15 protein-coding genes are annotated in these 16,245 nt (G+C 41.2%); all 15 read left to right on the forward strand.

All coding sequences use genetic code 11. From position 1 onward, the window contains the following. Nucleotides 1-90, forward strand: a 90-nt coding sequence (locus U2P91_RS16955) for a formate--tetrahydrofolate ligase (RefSeq protein ID WP_322519756.1), incomplete at its 5' end; no start/stop codon positions are given. Nucleotides 91-183: 93 nt separating this feature from the next. Further along, nucleotides 184-843 carry a cyclodeaminase/cyclohydrolase family protein gene (locus U2P91_RS16960; protein WP_111889134.1) on the forward strand — a complete coding sequence of 220 codons (660 nt, stop codon included), beginning with the start codon at nucleotides 184-186 and terminating at the stop codon, nucleotides 841-843. Between the two features lie 44 nt (nucleotides 844-887). After that, nucleotides 888-1,793, forward strand: a complete 906-nt coding sequence (locus tag U2P91_RS16965; RefSeq protein ID WP_111889135.1) for a bifunctional 5,10-methylenetetrahydrofolate dehydrogenase/5,10-methenyltetrahydrofolate cyclohydrolase — start codon at nucleotides 888-890, stop codon at nucleotides 1,791-1,793. 28 nt (nucleotides 1,794-1,821) lie between these two features. Beyond that, nucleotides 1,822-3,786 (forward strand): electron transport complex subunit RsxC, encoded by a 1,965-nt coding sequence (rsxC, locus tag U2P91_RS16970; protein ID WP_111889136.1) that lies wholly within the window; start codon nucleotides 1,822-1,824, stop codon nucleotides 3,784-3,786. Between the two features lies 1 nt (nucleotide 3,787). After that, on the forward strand, nucleotides 3,788-4,408 hold the full coding sequence (locus tag U2P91_RS16975; protein WP_111889137.1) for a methylenetetrahydrofolate reductase C-terminal domain-containing protein: 621 nt from the start codon (nucleotides 3,788-3,790) through the stop codon (nucleotides 4,406-4,408). Between the two features lie 21 nt (nucleotides 4,409-4,429). Further along, entirely contained in the window at nucleotides 4,430-5,332 is a 903-nt protein-coding gene (locus U2P91_RS16980; RefSeq protein ID WP_111889138.1) for a methylenetetrahydrofolate reductase, read from the forward strand. Nucleotides 5,333-5,356: 24 nt separating this feature from the next. Then, nucleotides 5,357-6,214 (forward strand): amidohydrolase family protein, encoded by an 858-nt coding sequence (locus tag U2P91_RS16985; protein ID WP_111889139.1) that lies wholly within the window; start codon nucleotides 5,357-5,359, stop codon nucleotides 6,212-6,214. 137 nt (nucleotides 6,215-6,351) lie between these two features. Beyond that, a complete protein-coding gene (locus U2P91_RS16990) occupies nucleotides 6,352-7,017 on the forward strand; it encodes a cobalamin B12-binding domain-containing protein (protein ID WP_111889140.1) in 666 nt (221 codons plus the stop codon). Further along, the gene (locus U2P91_RS16995; RefSeq protein WP_111889141.1) at nucleotides 7,001-8,164 is read left to right on the forward strand and encodes an ABC transporter permease; all 1,164 of its coding nucleotides are present in this window, start codon (nucleotides 7,001-7,003) and stop codon (nucleotides 8,162-8,164) included. Before U2P91_RS16990 ends, U2P91_RS16995 begins: the two co-directional genes overlap by 17 nt. Then, nucleotides 8,157-8,846: an ABC transporter ATP-binding protein gene (locus U2P91_RS17000; protein ID WP_111889142.1), complete on the forward strand. Its 690-nt coding sequence runs from the start codon at nucleotides 8,157-8,159 to the stop codon at nucleotides 8,844-8,846. The genes U2P91_RS16995 and U2P91_RS17000 overlap by 8 nt, the downstream gene beginning before the upstream one ends. A 167-nt stretch (nucleotides 8,847-9,013) precedes the next feature. Next, nucleotides 9,014-9,646, forward strand: a complete 633-nt coding sequence (locus tag U2P91_RS17005) for a M15 family metallopeptidase (protein ID WP_111889143.1) — start codon at nucleotides 9,014-9,016, stop codon at nucleotides 9,644-9,646. A gap of 161 nt (nucleotides 9,647-9,807) precedes the next feature. After that, nucleotides 9,808-12,552 carry a UPF0182 family protein gene (locus U2P91_RS17010; RefSeq protein WP_111889144.1) on the forward strand — a complete coding sequence of 915 codons (2,745 nt, stop codon included), beginning with the start codon at nucleotides 9,808-9,810 and terminating at the stop codon, nucleotides 12,550-12,552. A gap of 37 nt (nucleotides 12,553-12,589) precedes the next feature. After that, a complete protein-coding gene (gene serS, locus U2P91_RS17015; RefSeq protein WP_111889145.1) occupies nucleotides 12,590-13,861 on the forward strand; it encodes a serine--tRNA ligase in 1,272 nt (423 codons plus the stop codon). Nucleotides 13,862-13,967: 106 nt separating this feature from the next. Beyond that, nucleotides 13,968-14,450: a transcription elongation factor GreA gene (gene greA, locus U2P91_RS17020; protein WP_111889146.1), complete on the forward strand. Its 483-nt coding sequence runs from the start codon at nucleotides 13,968-13,970 to the stop codon at nucleotides 14,448-14,450. A gap of 11 nt (nucleotides 14,451-14,461) precedes the next feature. Further along, the gene (gene lysS, locus U2P91_RS17025; protein ID WP_111889147.1) at nucleotides 14,462-15,928 is read left to right on the forward strand and encodes a lysine--tRNA ligase; all 1,467 of its coding nucleotides are present in this window, start codon (nucleotides 14,462-14,464) and stop codon (nucleotides 15,926-15,928) included. Nucleotides 15,929-16,245: the final 317 nt, after the last annotated feature.

Consider the following 16,245-nt stretch of genomic DNA (forward strand, 5'->3'; position numbering starts at 1 on the left):
GAAATCATGAAAATGCCCGGGTTACCAAAAGTACCTGCCGCAGAAAAAATTGATGTTGATGAAAACGGCGTAATTGCTGGTTTATTCTAGAAAAAATGATGCCGACAAGGATTCTGTCAGAACCCTTGTCGGTTCAATAAGAACGACTAAATAATATACAAAAGATTGAAGTGGAGTTAGCAAATGGAATTTGATGCAGTAGGAACCAATCTGAGTTCGATATCAGAAAAAAAATGTACAGAATTTGTTGAAGCCCTATACAGTAAAGCAGCTGTTCCGGGCGGTGGTGGTGCAGCTGCTTTAGTTGGAGCAATCGGAACGGCATTAGCCGGAATGGTTGGTAATCTAACGACTGGCAAGAAGAAATATGCGGAATATGAAGACGATATTCAGCGTATTTTAAAAGAATCGTTGATTCTTCAAGATCGTTTATTAGCAATGATCGATGAAGACGCAAAAAACTTTTTGCCGTTGTCCAAAGCTTATGGCCTTCCCAAAGAAACTGAAGAAGAAAAAGCTTTTAAAGAAAAAACTTTAGAAGAATGTACAAAGGTAGCGTGTAGCATCCCGCTAGAAATTGTTGAGGTATGTTACAAAGCTGTTTTAATCCAGGAAGAATTAGTGGGAAAAGGTTCTGCCTTAGCGATTAGTGATGTCGCCTGTGGGGTGCAATGTTTAAGAGCAGCGATGATCAGCGGCTGGGTAAATGTTTTAATTAACATTAAAACAATAAAAGATCAAGACTATGTCGCAGACGTTAATAATAGAATCAAGCCAATGTTAGAAAAAGGTATAAAAATCTGTGATCGCGTTTATGCGCAAGTTGAAAAACAACTTTCATAAAGAGTTAAGTCCAAAAATTTTGAATCAAGAGGAGTATTATAATTATGGCAGCAAAATTATTAAGTGGAAAAGAAGTAAGCGAATCAGTATTGGCTCAAGTACTAAAGGATGCTAATGAATTAAAAGGCAAAGGCATTCAGGTAAAAATGGCGATTATGCGAGTTGGCGAAGACGCCGGTTCTATTTCTTACGAAAAAAGCATTATTACCCGAATGGGAAAATCAAATATCGAAGTTGAATCTGTTCAATTCCCAATTGATGTAACAGAAGCTGACTTCATTGCGAAGCTTGAAGCAATCAATGCAGATAAAAACATTCATTCTGTTTTAATCTTCCAACCGCTTCCAGATCAAATTGATGCTGATAAAATCAAATATATGTTAAGCCCTGAAAAAGATCCTGATGCCCTTAACCCGACTAATCTGGGTAAGTTGATGATCGCCGATGAAAGAGGATTCTTCCCATGTACTGCTGAAGGCGTTATGGAAATGTTCAAATTCTATAACATTGATGTTAAAGGTAAAGACGTTGTTGTTATTAATAACTCTAACGTATTGGGAAAACCGCTGACAATTATGTTAACAAATGAATTTGCGACCGTAACGATGTGTCACGTTCATACAAAAGATACCGCTTCCTTCACTAAAAAAGCAGATATTGTTGTCACCGCTTGTGGTATTTATGGTTTAGTTAAACCAGAAATGTTAAGTGAAGATTGTATTTTAATCGATGTGGCAATGTCTCAGATGAAAGACGAAAATAAAGAATTTGTTTTAAATGCAGAAGGCAAAAAAATCCGTGCAGGAGATGCGCATGTAGACTGTTTAGACAAGGTTGCAATGATTACTTCGGCAACACCGGGATGCGGCGGCGGAACTGGCCCAATCACAACAGCATTACTGGCAGCTCATGTCATTAAAGCTTGTAAAATGCAAAGCGGATTACTATAAATTCCCAAAAATCAAAGGAGGTATACAATTGGAGGATTACACGAAGTTTAAACTAAAGAGAAAGGAAGAGCTTGAGGCAGTTCTAACCGACAAAGATGATTTGTTTGTTATCGCTTGTAACAAATGCTTTAAAGAACTCGATAGCTTTGACGAGCCGGAGTGCGGTTTGTTTGAAGCGATTGCCAAAGAACAAGGCAAGACGATCGTCGGCTCAGCTCAAATCGATTTTCTGTGCAACGAACCGTTGACATCGAAAAGCTTTGAAGAGCTTCTTCCGAAAGAAGCTAAAAATGTGTTTGTTATTTCATGTGGTCTGGGTATTCAGACAATTGCAGGATTGGCTGAAATCCCAGTATATGCTGGCAGCGATTCCGTTATTGCTGATGGCCATCATGGAATGGCATTAACAACGACCTTATGCGATGCATGTGGACAGTGTTACTTGAACTTGACCGGCGGGATCTGCCCAATCGTTGATTGTTCAAAGAGTTTGTTAAACGGCCAATGCGGCGGCGCCAAAAATGGCAAATGTGAAGTAGATAAAGAAATGGATTGCGGATGGCAGCTTATCTATGATCGGCTAAAGAAACAAGGACGTTTGCAAGAATTATTGGACCAGCCAGTGGAACTTCGGGATTATTCCAAAGTCAACTACAAATTTATCGACGAATACGTGAAATCTGTTCGGGAAGAACGATATGAAGGTTACTATGGCGGAATCCACCCAACTGAGTGGAAAGAGTTAAGTGAACACTGCTCATTGGTACGTTTCCCGGAACCGGTAAATGTCGTAATTCCAATGTCGCAACATGCCGGTGCGCCCGCTGAACCGATTGTAAAAGTTGGACAACAGGTAAAAATGGGTCAGAAAATTGCTCAAGCAGTAGGCCTTATCAGTAGTGGTATTCATGCCAGTGTCAGCGGTACCGTTGTTGCCGTTGAACCGCGACGACATCCAATTAGCGGTCTTGACAGCTTAGCCGTTGTCATTCAATCAGACGGTAAGAACACCCTCGACGAGTCGGTAAAACCGGCTGGAGAACTTGATAAACTTTCTGCTGATGAAATTATTGAAATTGTCCGTGAAAAAGGTGTTGTCGGTATGGGTGGGGCTGGATTCCCAACGGCCGTTAAACTTAAATCACCTAAACCAATCGAACTGGTATTACTTAATGGCTGTGAATGTGAACCAATTTTGACAGCCGATCATCAGGTGCTATTGGCGTATGCTGATGAAGTGATCTATGGTTTAAAAGCCATGATGAAAGCATCCGGCGCACCAAAAGGTGTGATTGCCATTGAAGACAATAAGCTTGATGCAGTTGAATTACTGCAGGCAAAAACAGCGGATATTGATAACATCGAAATCGTGGTTGCCAAAACCAAATACCCCCAAGGGGCTGAAAAAATGCTTATCAAACGGGTTATGGGTAAGACCGTGCCAAGTGGCGGTTTACCAATGGATGTTGGCGCAATCGTATGTAACGTCAGCACTGCCAAAGCGGTATCAGATGCAATCCAGTTAGGCATGCCGCTGGTTGAGCGCGTGATGACTGTCAGCGGAAATCGGATGAATAAACCCGGCAATTACTTAGTCAAAATTGGGACCTCTATTAAAGAAATTGTCAATCATTGCGGCGATGTAGTCGGCGACGATGTTACGATTAAAATCGGTGGTCCAATGATGGGATTTGCCCAGGAAAACCTTAATGTTCCGATGTTGAAGTGTTCCAATGGGATTATTGCTGTTGAAACGACGGTTAAAGAGGCGGTCGAATGTATCAAGTGTGGACGTTGTGTTGACGTTTGTCCAATGGAATTGCGACCACTGTATTTCACTAAATACGCACTTTCAGAAGACTGGGAAGGTATGAAAACACAAAATGCCATGGATTGTATTGAATGTGGATGTTGTGAATATATCTGCTCATCAAAAATTCCAATTGTTGAGCGAATTAAAATTGGAAAAACTGCCATAAGGGAGGGTAAATAAAATGCTGATTACCCAACTAAAATCAAAAGAAACAATCGAAGCACTGGCAAAAGGAAAAACAGTAATCATTAACTGTCATGGTTGCAAAGAAGTATATTTCGCTGAACATGAAGCGGATGAACTACAAAAAGACCTAAGCGGCGTGACTCAGATTATCACAACGGATTACATCTGTAACCCGGATAATCTAAAATTACAATTACAGAAACATACCGATGTCATTAATGCGGCCGATACCGTTCTGGTGTTTTCCTGTGGCGTTGGGGTTCAGACTGTTGCCGCTTTATTTGAGGGCAAAAGAGTCTATTCCTGTTGCGATACCTATCCATTACCGGGATTCCAGGGAGTCACACCACTCAATGTTGATTGTGGACAGTGTGGCGAATGCTACCTTAATGGTACGGGCGGGATTTGCCCAATTACCGCGTGTTCGAAAAGTCTGCTCAACGGCCAATGTGGCGGCGCCAAAGAAGGCATGTGTGAAGTTGATAAAGAAATGGAATGCGGATGGGAACGAATTTACCGAAAATTGGAAAAACTGAATAAGCTGGATAACATGAAATATGACACCCCAAAAGTGCGCAACTATTGCAATCCAAACGCAGAAGAACCAATAATTTAAGAAGATTAGGAGTAATTATAAATGAGAATAACTGAGTTGTTTCAACGTGGTGAGTTTGTATTAACTGCAGAAGTAGGACCTCCAAAAGGGATTGAACTTGATCACCTGATTAAAGACGCCCATGAGTTTTTAAAGACCCGAGTTCATGCATTGAATGTAACGGACAATCAGTCCTCAGTCATGCGGACCGGTTCGCTGGCAACCTGTAAGGTTTTAAAAGATGAGGGACTGCTTCCAATCTTTCAAATTACCTGCCGTGACCGAAATCGTATTGCCTTACAGTCTGATGTATTAAGTGCGGCATTACTAGGCATTGAGAATTTATTATTATTAACCGGTGATTACACCACATTGGGAGATCACCCACAAGCAAAACCTGTTTTCGATCTGGATTCGGTGTCATTGACTCATGCGGTAAAACGGATAGAAGAAGGCTTCGACATTGCTGGCAACGCCATTGATGGCGCGCCGCCAAAGTTTGCTAAGGGTGCTGTTGTGTCACCATGTAGTGACTCTGTCGATGTTCAATTGGCCAAAATGGAAGCAAAGGTAAAAGCCGGATGCGAATATTTCCAGACTCAGGGCGTTTATGAGCCAGAAAAATTCATTAAATTTATGGAACAGGCAAAACAATTTGGTGTTCCCGTTCAACTTGGACTGATCATCCCCAAAAATGTCGGCATGTGCCGCTATATGAATGCCAACGTAGCTGGTGTTCATGTTCCCGATGACATGATTGAAGAATTGAAAGCGGATAAGGAAAAAACAAAAGCAGGCGATACTGGCGTAGAAATTTGTGCACGTCTGATCAGAGAGTGTAAAGAATATGCCCAGGGCGTTCATATTATGTCATTAGGCTGGGAAAATAGAATCCCAGAAATTCTTGATATGGCTGGAATTGCACCAATAACGCCACAAGTATAATAAGACGTTTGCGTAAATAAAAAGATGTTAATCGACTGTCATGTTCATTGTGGTTTGGGTCAGTTCAAAGGATTGCGTAGGTCTGATATTGCCGATGATTTAGCAGTAGAGACGATGAAAAAACATATCCAAAGCTATCAAAATATAGGGGTACAGGCAATCCGTGATGGTGGGGATGGTTCAGGAATTGGAATAATTCTCAGAGATATTTCAAAAGATTCCAATCTTTTAGTTAAGACACCCATCCGAGCTTTATATAAGAAAGGTCATTACGGTGATTTTTTAGGGGACTCCGTAGATAATCTAGAGGATGGCATTAAAAAGATGAATCAACTCATCAAACAAAAGCCGGACTTTATCAAGATTATTCTTACCGGTATCATGAGTTTTACCGCATTTGGTGCTTCGGGACCGGTGGGTTTCTCTAAAAGTGAATGTTCGAAGATGATTGATCATGCCCATCAAAAAGGGTTATCAGTCATGGTTCACGCCAATACACCAGAGGGTATTATGATCGCTTTGAGATCCGGAGCAGATACCATTGAACACGGTTATGGGATAAATGATGACTGTCTCCAGGCGATGCGTGAGAGTCGCGTTGTTTGGGTGCCGACCCTGGCACCGTTTGCCAATATTGCCAGATGTGATGACGGGAACCCACTAAAAAAATATCAGAAAGTATCGGAAGCTTATTTTAGACAACATCAGTCGATGGTAAAAAAAGCAGATGCAATGGGTGTGAACATTGCATTGGGAAGTGACTCAGGCGCGACGATGGTTCCCCTGGGACAAGGCACTTTGGATGAGCTTGGTTATTTACTCGACTGTGGATTGACAAAAGAAAAACTGGAAAGCATTGGAAAATGGGTTATCGACCTCTAATCGTGCTTAAGCTTAAAAGAATCCCTGTAATTTTTAAATTACAGGGATTCTTCCTTTTAAATTGATATATAAATCTGTTTGTTTTTAAGACCCCGGGGTAAAATAGTAATAAGTAATATTAATTGGATGGTGTACATATGCTATATGAAAAATTCGTAGAATGCCTGGAAAATGATGATAAACCCAATGCGGTGCGAATTGCTTTGGATGCACTGGAAACTGGGAAGGTTGGACTGGTGGAGCTATACACTGAATGGTTAACGCCGGCCCAAAATAAAATGGAGCTGGAAGAAAGAAGAGAATCAGTGGCAATCTGGAAAGAACATTTTAGAACTTCCGTAGTTCGGACCGTCATTGAATACTGCTATCCCCGGGTGGTCAATGATGGCTTACAAAACAGTGATAAAAAGGGGCGAAAGAAAATCCTGATTTTTTGTCCAGCTGAAGAATATCATGATGTTGGTGCCCGGATGATCGCTGATTTTTTTACCTTATGTGGTCATCAGGTCTATTTTTTAGGTGCCAACACGCCACCGGAAGCCCTTTTACAAGCGATGGTCAGGTTACAGCCAGCGGTCATTGCCATGGGGGTCAGTAATTACTTTAATCTGGTTGTGGCCAAGAGAACAATAGAAGATGTCAGAAAAATTCTGGGCAAGGATACCAGCATCGTTTTAGGCGGAGCCGCTTTTAAAGAAAATCTGGCGGTGGTCAAAGAAATCGGCGGTGATTTTTATGTGGACAGCTACAATGCAGTGGCAAGAATAACGGAAGGGTGGGAAATAGATGAAACTGGCATTTGATATCGCCCTTCGTTTTTTAAAATCAAGCAAGGCACAAACAGCCCTCATTGTGTTGGGGATCGCCATTGGGGTATCGGTACAGATCTTTATTGGGTCGTTAATCACAGGGCTTCAAAAAAGCCTGGTTGATAAAACTGTCGGAAGTGCCGCTCAGATTACGGTCTCTCCCAAAGAAGATGGTAATTATATTCTAGCCCCCCAGGCAAAAATCAAAACAATTAAAGCTGCGAGTCCAGATGAGATCATACACCCGGTGGCGGTTATTCAGGGTCCGGCAATTGTAAAAACAGCCGATCAGTCGACAACAATTGTGATGAGAGGCTTTGATTGGGATGCAGCCCAGGGAATTTATAAATTAACTGATCGGCTTGTCAAAGGAAAGCTGGGAACGAATGAAAATGACGTCATTTTAGGTGAAGATCTTTCCGAAAACCTGGGTGTGAAGATCGGAGATACAATTGAGATGCTCACCCCCTCAGGAAAGACAGGAAATTTTCTGGTGACCGGTTTTTTTGATCTACAGGTAAAATCGCTAAATGAATCTTGGATTCTGACAAATGCCGGTACCGCACAGGCATTCCTGGAAACCGGAGAAGGCGTGTCGCAGATCGAAATGCAGGTAAGTGATGTTTTTGCTGCCGATGAAGTGGCAATGTTGGTGGAGCAGCGTTTGAAAGACAACACCTTAGTTGTATCCAATTGGAAAGCAGAGAATGAGGCCTTGTTATCGGGACTCTCAGGTCAAACCGCCTCAAGCCTGATGATTCAGGTTTTTGTGCTGATATCAGTGGTTTTGGGTATTGCCAGTGTATTGGCGATCAGTGTGGTACAAAAATCGCGACAGATCGGGATATTAAAAGCCATGGGAATGCATAATCTCAAAGCCAGTCTGGTTTTTTTGTCTCAGGGATTTTTGTTGGGTATTTTAGGGGCTTTTGTCGGTATCGGACTGGGAATCGGACTAAGCTGGTCATTTGCCACCTTTGTCACCAACCCGGATGGATCTTCTCTGGTTCCTTTCTATATTGATTGGCATTTTATCGGTATTTCAGCGGGAATTGCCATTGCAGCTTCGACACTGGCGGCCTTAATACCGGCCATTCGAGTGTCCAAGTTGGACCCCATGGAGGTAATTAAAAATGGATAATTGTGTGGTTGAAGTAAAAGGGGTATCAAAGGTCTACGGTAAAACGATCAAGACAGTTGCACTGGATAAACTTGATCTTGGATTTAAAACAGGTTCGTTTAATGCCATTATTGGTGAGTCCGGCAGTGGCAAAAGTACCCTTCTCAATATTATGGGAACCTTGGATCGTCCGACTAAAGGGGACGTGATTATTAACGGGGTATCCACCAAAAATATGTCAAAAGGACGTTTGGATGATTTGCGAAACGAAACATTGGGTTTTGTTTTTCAGTTTCACTATCTGCTGCCGGAGTTTACTGCCCTGGAAAATGTGTTGATGCCCTATCGGATCGCCAAGGGTAAAGCAGATAAAAAAAGTCAGGAAAGGGCAAAGGAAATACTAAGCCTGGTAGGACTAGAAAAGGTCGAGAACAATTTAGCGACAAATATGTCGGGAGGGCAACAGCAACGGACCGCCATTGCCAGAGCACTGATGAATCAGCCGAAAATTATTCTTGCTGACGAACCCACCGGCAATTTGGATTCTCAGACTACCGACAGTATCTATCAACTCTTCCGTAGAATCAACCAGGAGTTGGGAACCACCTTTGTAATTATCACCCATGATCGGCGTGTTGCCGAAAAAGCGGATCGGATCATCGAAATTTTGGATGGTCGAATTTCGCTGGATATCGTAAAATAATGGATAAATTTAGTACCAAATAGGCGACTTAATCATTTGTTATCCAATAATTAAGGTGGATTATCGCTACTTTTATTGATTTTGATAATTATTGCTGGTAATCAGATCAATCATCGTATAAAATAGGGAAATAGATAATGATCATGCATAAAACTAGGGGATAATCAATGAAAAAAATTATGATTGTACGTCCCAATGATTTTGTTGATATTTCCCTGGAAATTCCGGGAATCATTACGGATGTGAAATACTTTACAGGGGATAACTTTGTCGGTGAACGAATCGATGGTTATGAAACGCCCAGGATTTTATTAACTGAAAAAGCAACAATCGCATTGGAACGTGTGCAAAAGCAACTTATGGGAGACGGATTTGGATTAAAGGTTTTTGATGGGTATCGACCCAAGCGGGCAGTCGATCATTTCGTGCGATGGGGTAATCAGCAAGAAGATGGGAAGACCAAAAGCATCTACTATCCAGATAAGACGCGACAAGAAGTTTTCGAAGGGGGCTTTATTGCCCCGGAATCTTCCCACACTCGGGGTAGCACGGTGGATCTGACAGTGGTAAACATAAAAACCGGGATTGAAATTGACATGGGTGGTATTTTTGATTTTTTCTCAGAGATCTCCTACAGCGATTACGACCATCTTACCCTGGAACAGAGTAAAAACCGGGTTTTGTTGCGTTATCTGATGCGTTCGGAGGGGTTTGAACCGCTACAGCAGGAATGGTGGCATTTTACCCTCACGGAAGAGCCTTATCCCGAAACCTATTTTGACTTTCCAATTCAAGTCTGAGTGGTCTTTGTTTTTATCGGCTGGCAAAAGAAGGGATTCAATTTCTAAATGATCCTCTTTTAATCGGAAATATTACATTTTATTAATGAATTGTCAAAAAAATGTGATATAATGATAAAATTAGAGAAAAATACGATATTATTAGGAAAGAAGTGAAGAAAATGAGAAAGAGAAATAAAACACTCTTAATTGGATTAGGTGTGTTATTCGTGATTTTTGCCATTCTGTTATCACTGAACCGATTTTATGTTGATTATCTTTGGTTTGTGGAAATGGGATATACGCAAATTTTCTTTAAAGAATTGGTGACAAAAACACAAATAGGTATTCCGATCTTTATCGGATTGATACTTATTTTGTTTTTTTATTTAAAATTGCTTAATCGCATTTCATCAAAGTATATTGGGAGTGTTCAGAAAGCGACAAAAAAGCAAAATATCATTGCTATTGCAGTGAGTGGTTTGGTCGCATTTTTTCTTACCATTATGATTGCCGACCAGCTTTGGTACCAAATACTGGAATTTGTCAATCAGACTCAATTTAATCTGACAGATCCGATATTCAACCAGGATCTGGCTCTTTATTTTTTTGGTTTGCCATTATACCAGGAAATTTTTTCAATATTTATTGGATTTTTCGCAACCATTGTGGTGCTGACGTTTTTATATACAGCATATATTCTTTATCAGGGAAAGAAAATCGAATTCAGCCGGGAACAAGATCTGGATTCCATTAAAGACAATGCCAAGGGGATATTCAAATCCTATCTTGAGATCGCATCCAAGCAGATTGGTATCTTTTTAGGCGTGCTTTTTTTAATCCTGTCATTGGGAAGCTTTATGGAAGCTTTTCAGTTGTTGTATTCGACGTCGGGAATTGTCTATGGCGCCGGTGCAGCAGACATTGATATCGGACTAAAGGTCATCATCGTTAAAGGTGTCTTATGTTTGGTTCTGGCGGTCATATCGATCGTTGCGGGTTATCGGAAAAAGTATTTATTAATGGGGGCTGGTCCGGTCCTACTAATTGTTGTGGTAATTCTGGGTGGAGCTGCCCAGGGCATCTACGAATCTCTGGTTGTTATCCCCAACCAATTTACAAAAGAAGAGCAGTATATTGCCAATAATATCGATTTTACGCAACACGCCTATGATTTGGCGAATGTGGAAACGAAAGAGTTTTCAGGGACTCAGGAAATAACGGCTCAGGATATTAAAGAAAATCAGATTACGATCGATAATATACCCATTAATGATCAAATCCCAACTCAGGAAATGTATAATTCCCTGCAGGGGATTCGTAACTACTATCAATTCTATGATGTCGATGTGGATCGCTATTTTGTTAATGGTGTCTATACCCAGGTCTTTCTGGGTACCCGGGAAATGAACAATAACTTACTGCCCGATGAAGCAAAAACCTGGGTTAATCAGCATTTGAAGTATACCCATGGCTTTGGCGTGGCGGTGTCTCCGGTAAATAAAACCAATAATGTCGGACAACCAGATCTAATTGTCAAAGATATTCCGCCAGTTACGGATGTGAGTGAGCTGATTATTGACGAACCCCGGATATACTTTGGCGAAAATGATTATGACTATGTGGTTACAAACTGTACCACAGCAGAGTTTGATTACCCTCAGGGGAATGATAACCAGGAGGTGACCTACACGGGAACAGCGGGAATAGAGATGTCCTTTATTAATAAATTGGCATTTGCGCTCTACCATGGGTCATCAGAACTGCTTTTGGCAAATGAAATTACCGATGAGAGCAGAATGCTGATCCATCGGAATATTTCAGAACGGGTCTCAACGATTGCGCCATTTTTAAGCTATGAGAGCGATCCTTACATGGTGATCTCAGAAGGTCGTCTGTATTGGATTGTTGATGCTTTCACTACCAGTGATCGCTACCCTTATTCACAACCCTTTGATAATGCCGGCAATAATTATGTCCGCAATTCAGTCAAGGTGGTTGTTGATGCCTATAATGGCGACGTGACCTTTTATAAGGTTGATGACGAACCGGTACTGGAAACCTACAGCAAAATATTCCCGGGATTTTTAAAAGATCTCTCTGAAATGCCGGAAGGAATCAGAGCACATCTGCGGTATTCAAAAACCATGTTTGATATTCAATCGGATATTTATAAAACCTATCATATGTCAAATGCCCGGGTCTTTTATAATAAAGAAGATCAGTGGGAAACCGCGACCCAGTTTTATGAATCAGAAAAGTCGGAAGTACCTGTAGGGTCAGCTTATACGATTATGAAGTTGCCGGATCGGGAAGCAGAATTCATGCTGACGGTACCGTTTACCCCTAAAGATAAAGATAATATGATTGCCTGGTTGGCAGGCGTGTCGGATGGTGCTGGTTATGGGCAGTTGATCCTGTATGAGTTCCCTAAACAGCAATTGGTTTATGGACCGATGCAGATTGAACAGCGGATTGATCAGGATACGATTATTTCACCACAGTTGACGCTTTTAGGTCAGCAGGGCTCTCGGGTTCTGCGCGGGAATCTGATGTCGATACCGATCGAAAATGCGATTATTTATGTGGAACCAATCTACATTCAAGCATCTGGTGGTGACAACAATCTGCCGGAATTAAAAAAAGTGGTGGTTTGTTACCAGAACGAAATTGTCATGGCTGACTCTCTGGAACTGGCATTGGCACAGGTTTTTGACATTCAGGAAATACTAGATGACAACGCAGTACCTCAAAGCACTGGTGGTAGCACATCCACTAATGCAGAATTAGTGGTTAAGGCTAATAGCCTATTTAAAGAAGCTCAAGAAGCCCAAAAAGCCGGTAACTGGGCAGGATACGGTCAGAAAATAAATGAGTTGGAACAGGTTCTGGCTCAGCTTACGCAACTTTCTGGCGTAACTCAATAGGAGATAAGATCATAAGTTATAAAAGCAGGAGGATAAAATGCTCGATATAAAGCGCATAAGAGAAAATAAAGAAGAAGTTCAGGCTGGCTTGGACAAACGCGGTCAATACGATTTAAGCGCAATTACCGCTTTAGATGAAAAACGCCGGGAAACATTGGTTCAAGTTGAAGAAATGAAGAGCCGTCAAAATCTGGTGTCAAAACAAATTCCGGTTTTGAAAAAAGAAAACAAGGATTGCTCCGAGATATTTGCAGAAATGAAGGAATTGTCAAACAAGATCAAGGAGTTGGATACGGCAGTTAAAGCAATCGATGATGAGATCAAAGTTTTATTGCTGAATTTTCCGAATATTCCCAATCCTCAAGTTAAGGTTGGGAAAGACGATACTGACAATCTGGAAGTCAGAAAATGGGGCGAACCCAGAAACTTTGATTTTGAGATTAAAGCCCATTGGGATATTGGGGTAGATCTGGACATCCTGGATTTTGAACGGGCCGTCAAAATAACCGGCGCTCGATTTAGTATGTTTAAAGGCGAAGGAGCCCGTTTGCAGCGGGCTTTGATTAACTTTATGCTCTACACCCATTGCGTGGAGCATCAGTACACTGAAATCTCTCCACCATTTATGGTGAATCGGGAAAGTATGACTGGCACCGGGCAATTACCTAAATTTGAAGATGATGCCTTTCATTTGCCCAGCAAGGACTTTTTTCTGGTGCCAACTGCAGAGGTGCCGGTAACCAATATCTATCGCGACGAAATATTAGCAGAAGAAGAACTGCCAAAATACTTTACCGCCTATACGCCTTGTTTCAGACAAGAAGCGGGTTCGGCAGGTCGTGATACCCGAGGATTAATTCGTAATCATCAGTTCGACAAGGTGGAAATGGTTAAATTTGTTCATCCCGATCGATCTTATGAAGAACTTGAAGCTTTAACAAACAATGCCGAACAAATTTTAAAACTACTGGGGATTCCTTATCGGGTAGTTGAATTATGCACGGGAGATCTGGGCTTTAGTTCGGCGAAAACCTACGATATTGAAGTATGGATGCCTAGCTACAACCGCTATGTAGAAATCAGTTCCTGTTCAAATTTTGAAGACTACCAGGCCCGACGGGCTAACATCCGCTTTAGAGACGGTGAAACCAAAAAAACCCGGTTCTTGCATACCCTCAATGGATCAGGACTGGCGGTGGGTAGGACCTTTGCTGCAATTTTAGAAAATTACCAACAAGCGGATGGTTCAGTTTTGGTTCCTGAAAAGTTGGTTCATTACATGTGGGGAAAAACTGTTATTGGCAAGTAAACCAAGCAAATAATGTCTATAGAAAAAAAGTTATAGAAAAAAAGTTAAAAAATAATTAATGACACCTGTGATTAAGAATGAGTATCGTGTCAGATGGAGGAATAAAATGGGAATAAACGGAAAAGAATTAGTGATAACTGAGGATGGCTTTAATGCCATAAAAAAGGAACTGGAGTATTTGAAAACAGTTAAGCGCCACGAGGTTGCGGATCGCATTAAGACCGCCCGGGAATTTGGTGATTTAAGTGAAAATGCCGAATATGATGAAGCTAAAAATGAACAGGGGTTTGTTGAAGGCCGAATTTCGGAGTTGGAACACAAGCTGAAAATAGCAGTTGTTATTGTTGACAAAGATATCCATACGGAAGACGTTGGCGTTGGCAGTATCGTTAAAATTAAAAACCCATTATTGGACTTTGAAGCCGAATATAAAATTGTTGGATCGGCTGAATCTGATCCCAAGAATAACCGCATTTCCAATGAGTCTCCGATTGGGTCTGCGCTGCTTGGAGCCAAGGTAGGCGATACGGTAAAGGTTCAAATTCCTGACGGTGAAGCAGCATATCAAATTTTAGAAATACGTAGATAGGGGAGCAGACATTGACAACAGAAAACCTTAGTGAACTTCTAGAGATTAGAAGAGATAAATTAAAAAAATTACAAGACGCAGGGAAGAATCCCTTTGAAAATACCAGTTATAGTGTCAGCGTTCACGCAAAAAAAGTTGAAGCATCTTTCGATGAATATGAAGAAAAAGAAGTGACCATGGCAGGACGGATCATGTCTAAACGAGGGCAGGGAAAAGTTTCTTTTTACGATCTTCAGGATTCTACTGGAAGAATTCAGTTATTCCTGAAAAAAGACGCCCTGGTTGATATGTATGACGAAATTAAAACCTATGACATCGGGGATATCGTTGGCGTTAAAGGGGAAATTTTCAAAACAAAAATGGGTCAGATCTCGGTCAGAGTTTCGGAACTGACACTGCTGAGCAAATCTTTACAAATTCTGCCGGAAAAATATCATGGTCTAAAAGATATGGAATTGCGTTATCGGCAGCGTTATGTTGATTTGATTGTAAATCCCGAAGTAAAGGATGTTTTTCAAAAACGATCGCTGATTATGCGAAAGATACGGGAGTTTTATGATTCGCGTGATTTTATCGAAGTAGAAACGCCAGTTCTTTCAAATTTGGCTGGCGGTGCCAATGCCAGACCTTTTATGACTCACCATAATGCTCTGGATATCACGCTATACTGTCGAATTGCCCTGGAACTGCCGCTTAAACGATTAATTGTTGGTGGGTTTGATAAGGTTTATGAAATGAGTCGTGTGTTCAGAAACGAAGGCATGGACGCTACCCATAACCCTGAATTCACATTGTTAGAATCCTACGAGGCATATGCGAACTATGACGATCTGATGAAAATGATCGAAGAGCTCTATAGTTATCTGGCCGAGGAAGTCAATAAATCAGAAATCGTTATTTACGGCGATAAGGAAATCAGTCTGGCAGCACCATTTAAACGGGCCAGAATGGTTGATTTGGTTAAAGAACATACCAATGTGGATTTTGATGTGATGACAGATCTCGATGTTGCCCGGGCTGCTGCAAAAGAACTGCATGTGGATGTGGACGGGAAAAACAGTATCGGTGAAATTATGGCCGAAGTCTTTGACGAATTTGTTGAAGATAAACTGATCCAACCAACCTTTGTGACCATGCATCCAGTTGAAATTTCACCATTGGCCAAGAAAGATCCCAAAGACCCACGCTACACGGAGCGATTTGAACTTTATATAAACGGTGCTGAATGTGCTAACGCCTTCTCCGAACTCAATGATCCCATTGATCAGAAAGAGCGGTTTATGTCTCAGGTACAGAAGAAAACAGATGGTGATGATGAAGCCCATCCATTCGATGCCGACTTTATCAATGCCCTGGAAGTGGGTTTGCCACCTACTGGTGGTTTAGGAATCGGAATTGATCGACTGGTGATGCTATTCACCAATCAGCATAGTATTAGAGACGTTATTCTTTTCCCGACAATGAAACCCATCGACTAATAAATTAATGGACAAGGAGCTCAGAATTTTAAAATTCTGAGCTCCTTTAATTCATAAGAAAAAGATTGGTTTTCAAAATAAAATGTTTAAACAGTAATTATAAGGGGATATAATTAAAACCTCTCGGAATAATAGTTAAATTTTGTCCTTGAAACCAAACAATTAACAGATACCAGGGTCTTTTGACTAAAACAAAAGAAAAACAAAAAAACTTTTAAAAAAGCATTGACAAGAAGGAACAAAGAGCGTATACTAATGAAGTTGTCTCGTAACAGAGGCGGCGGACATTGGGCTGAAACATTGAAATGAACTTGGAA

This window comes from Acetobacterium sp. K1/6 (assembly GCF_034438075.1).
GTDB lineage: Bacteria > Bacillota > Clostridia > Eubacteriales > Eubacteriaceae > Acetobacterium > Acetobacterium carbinolicum.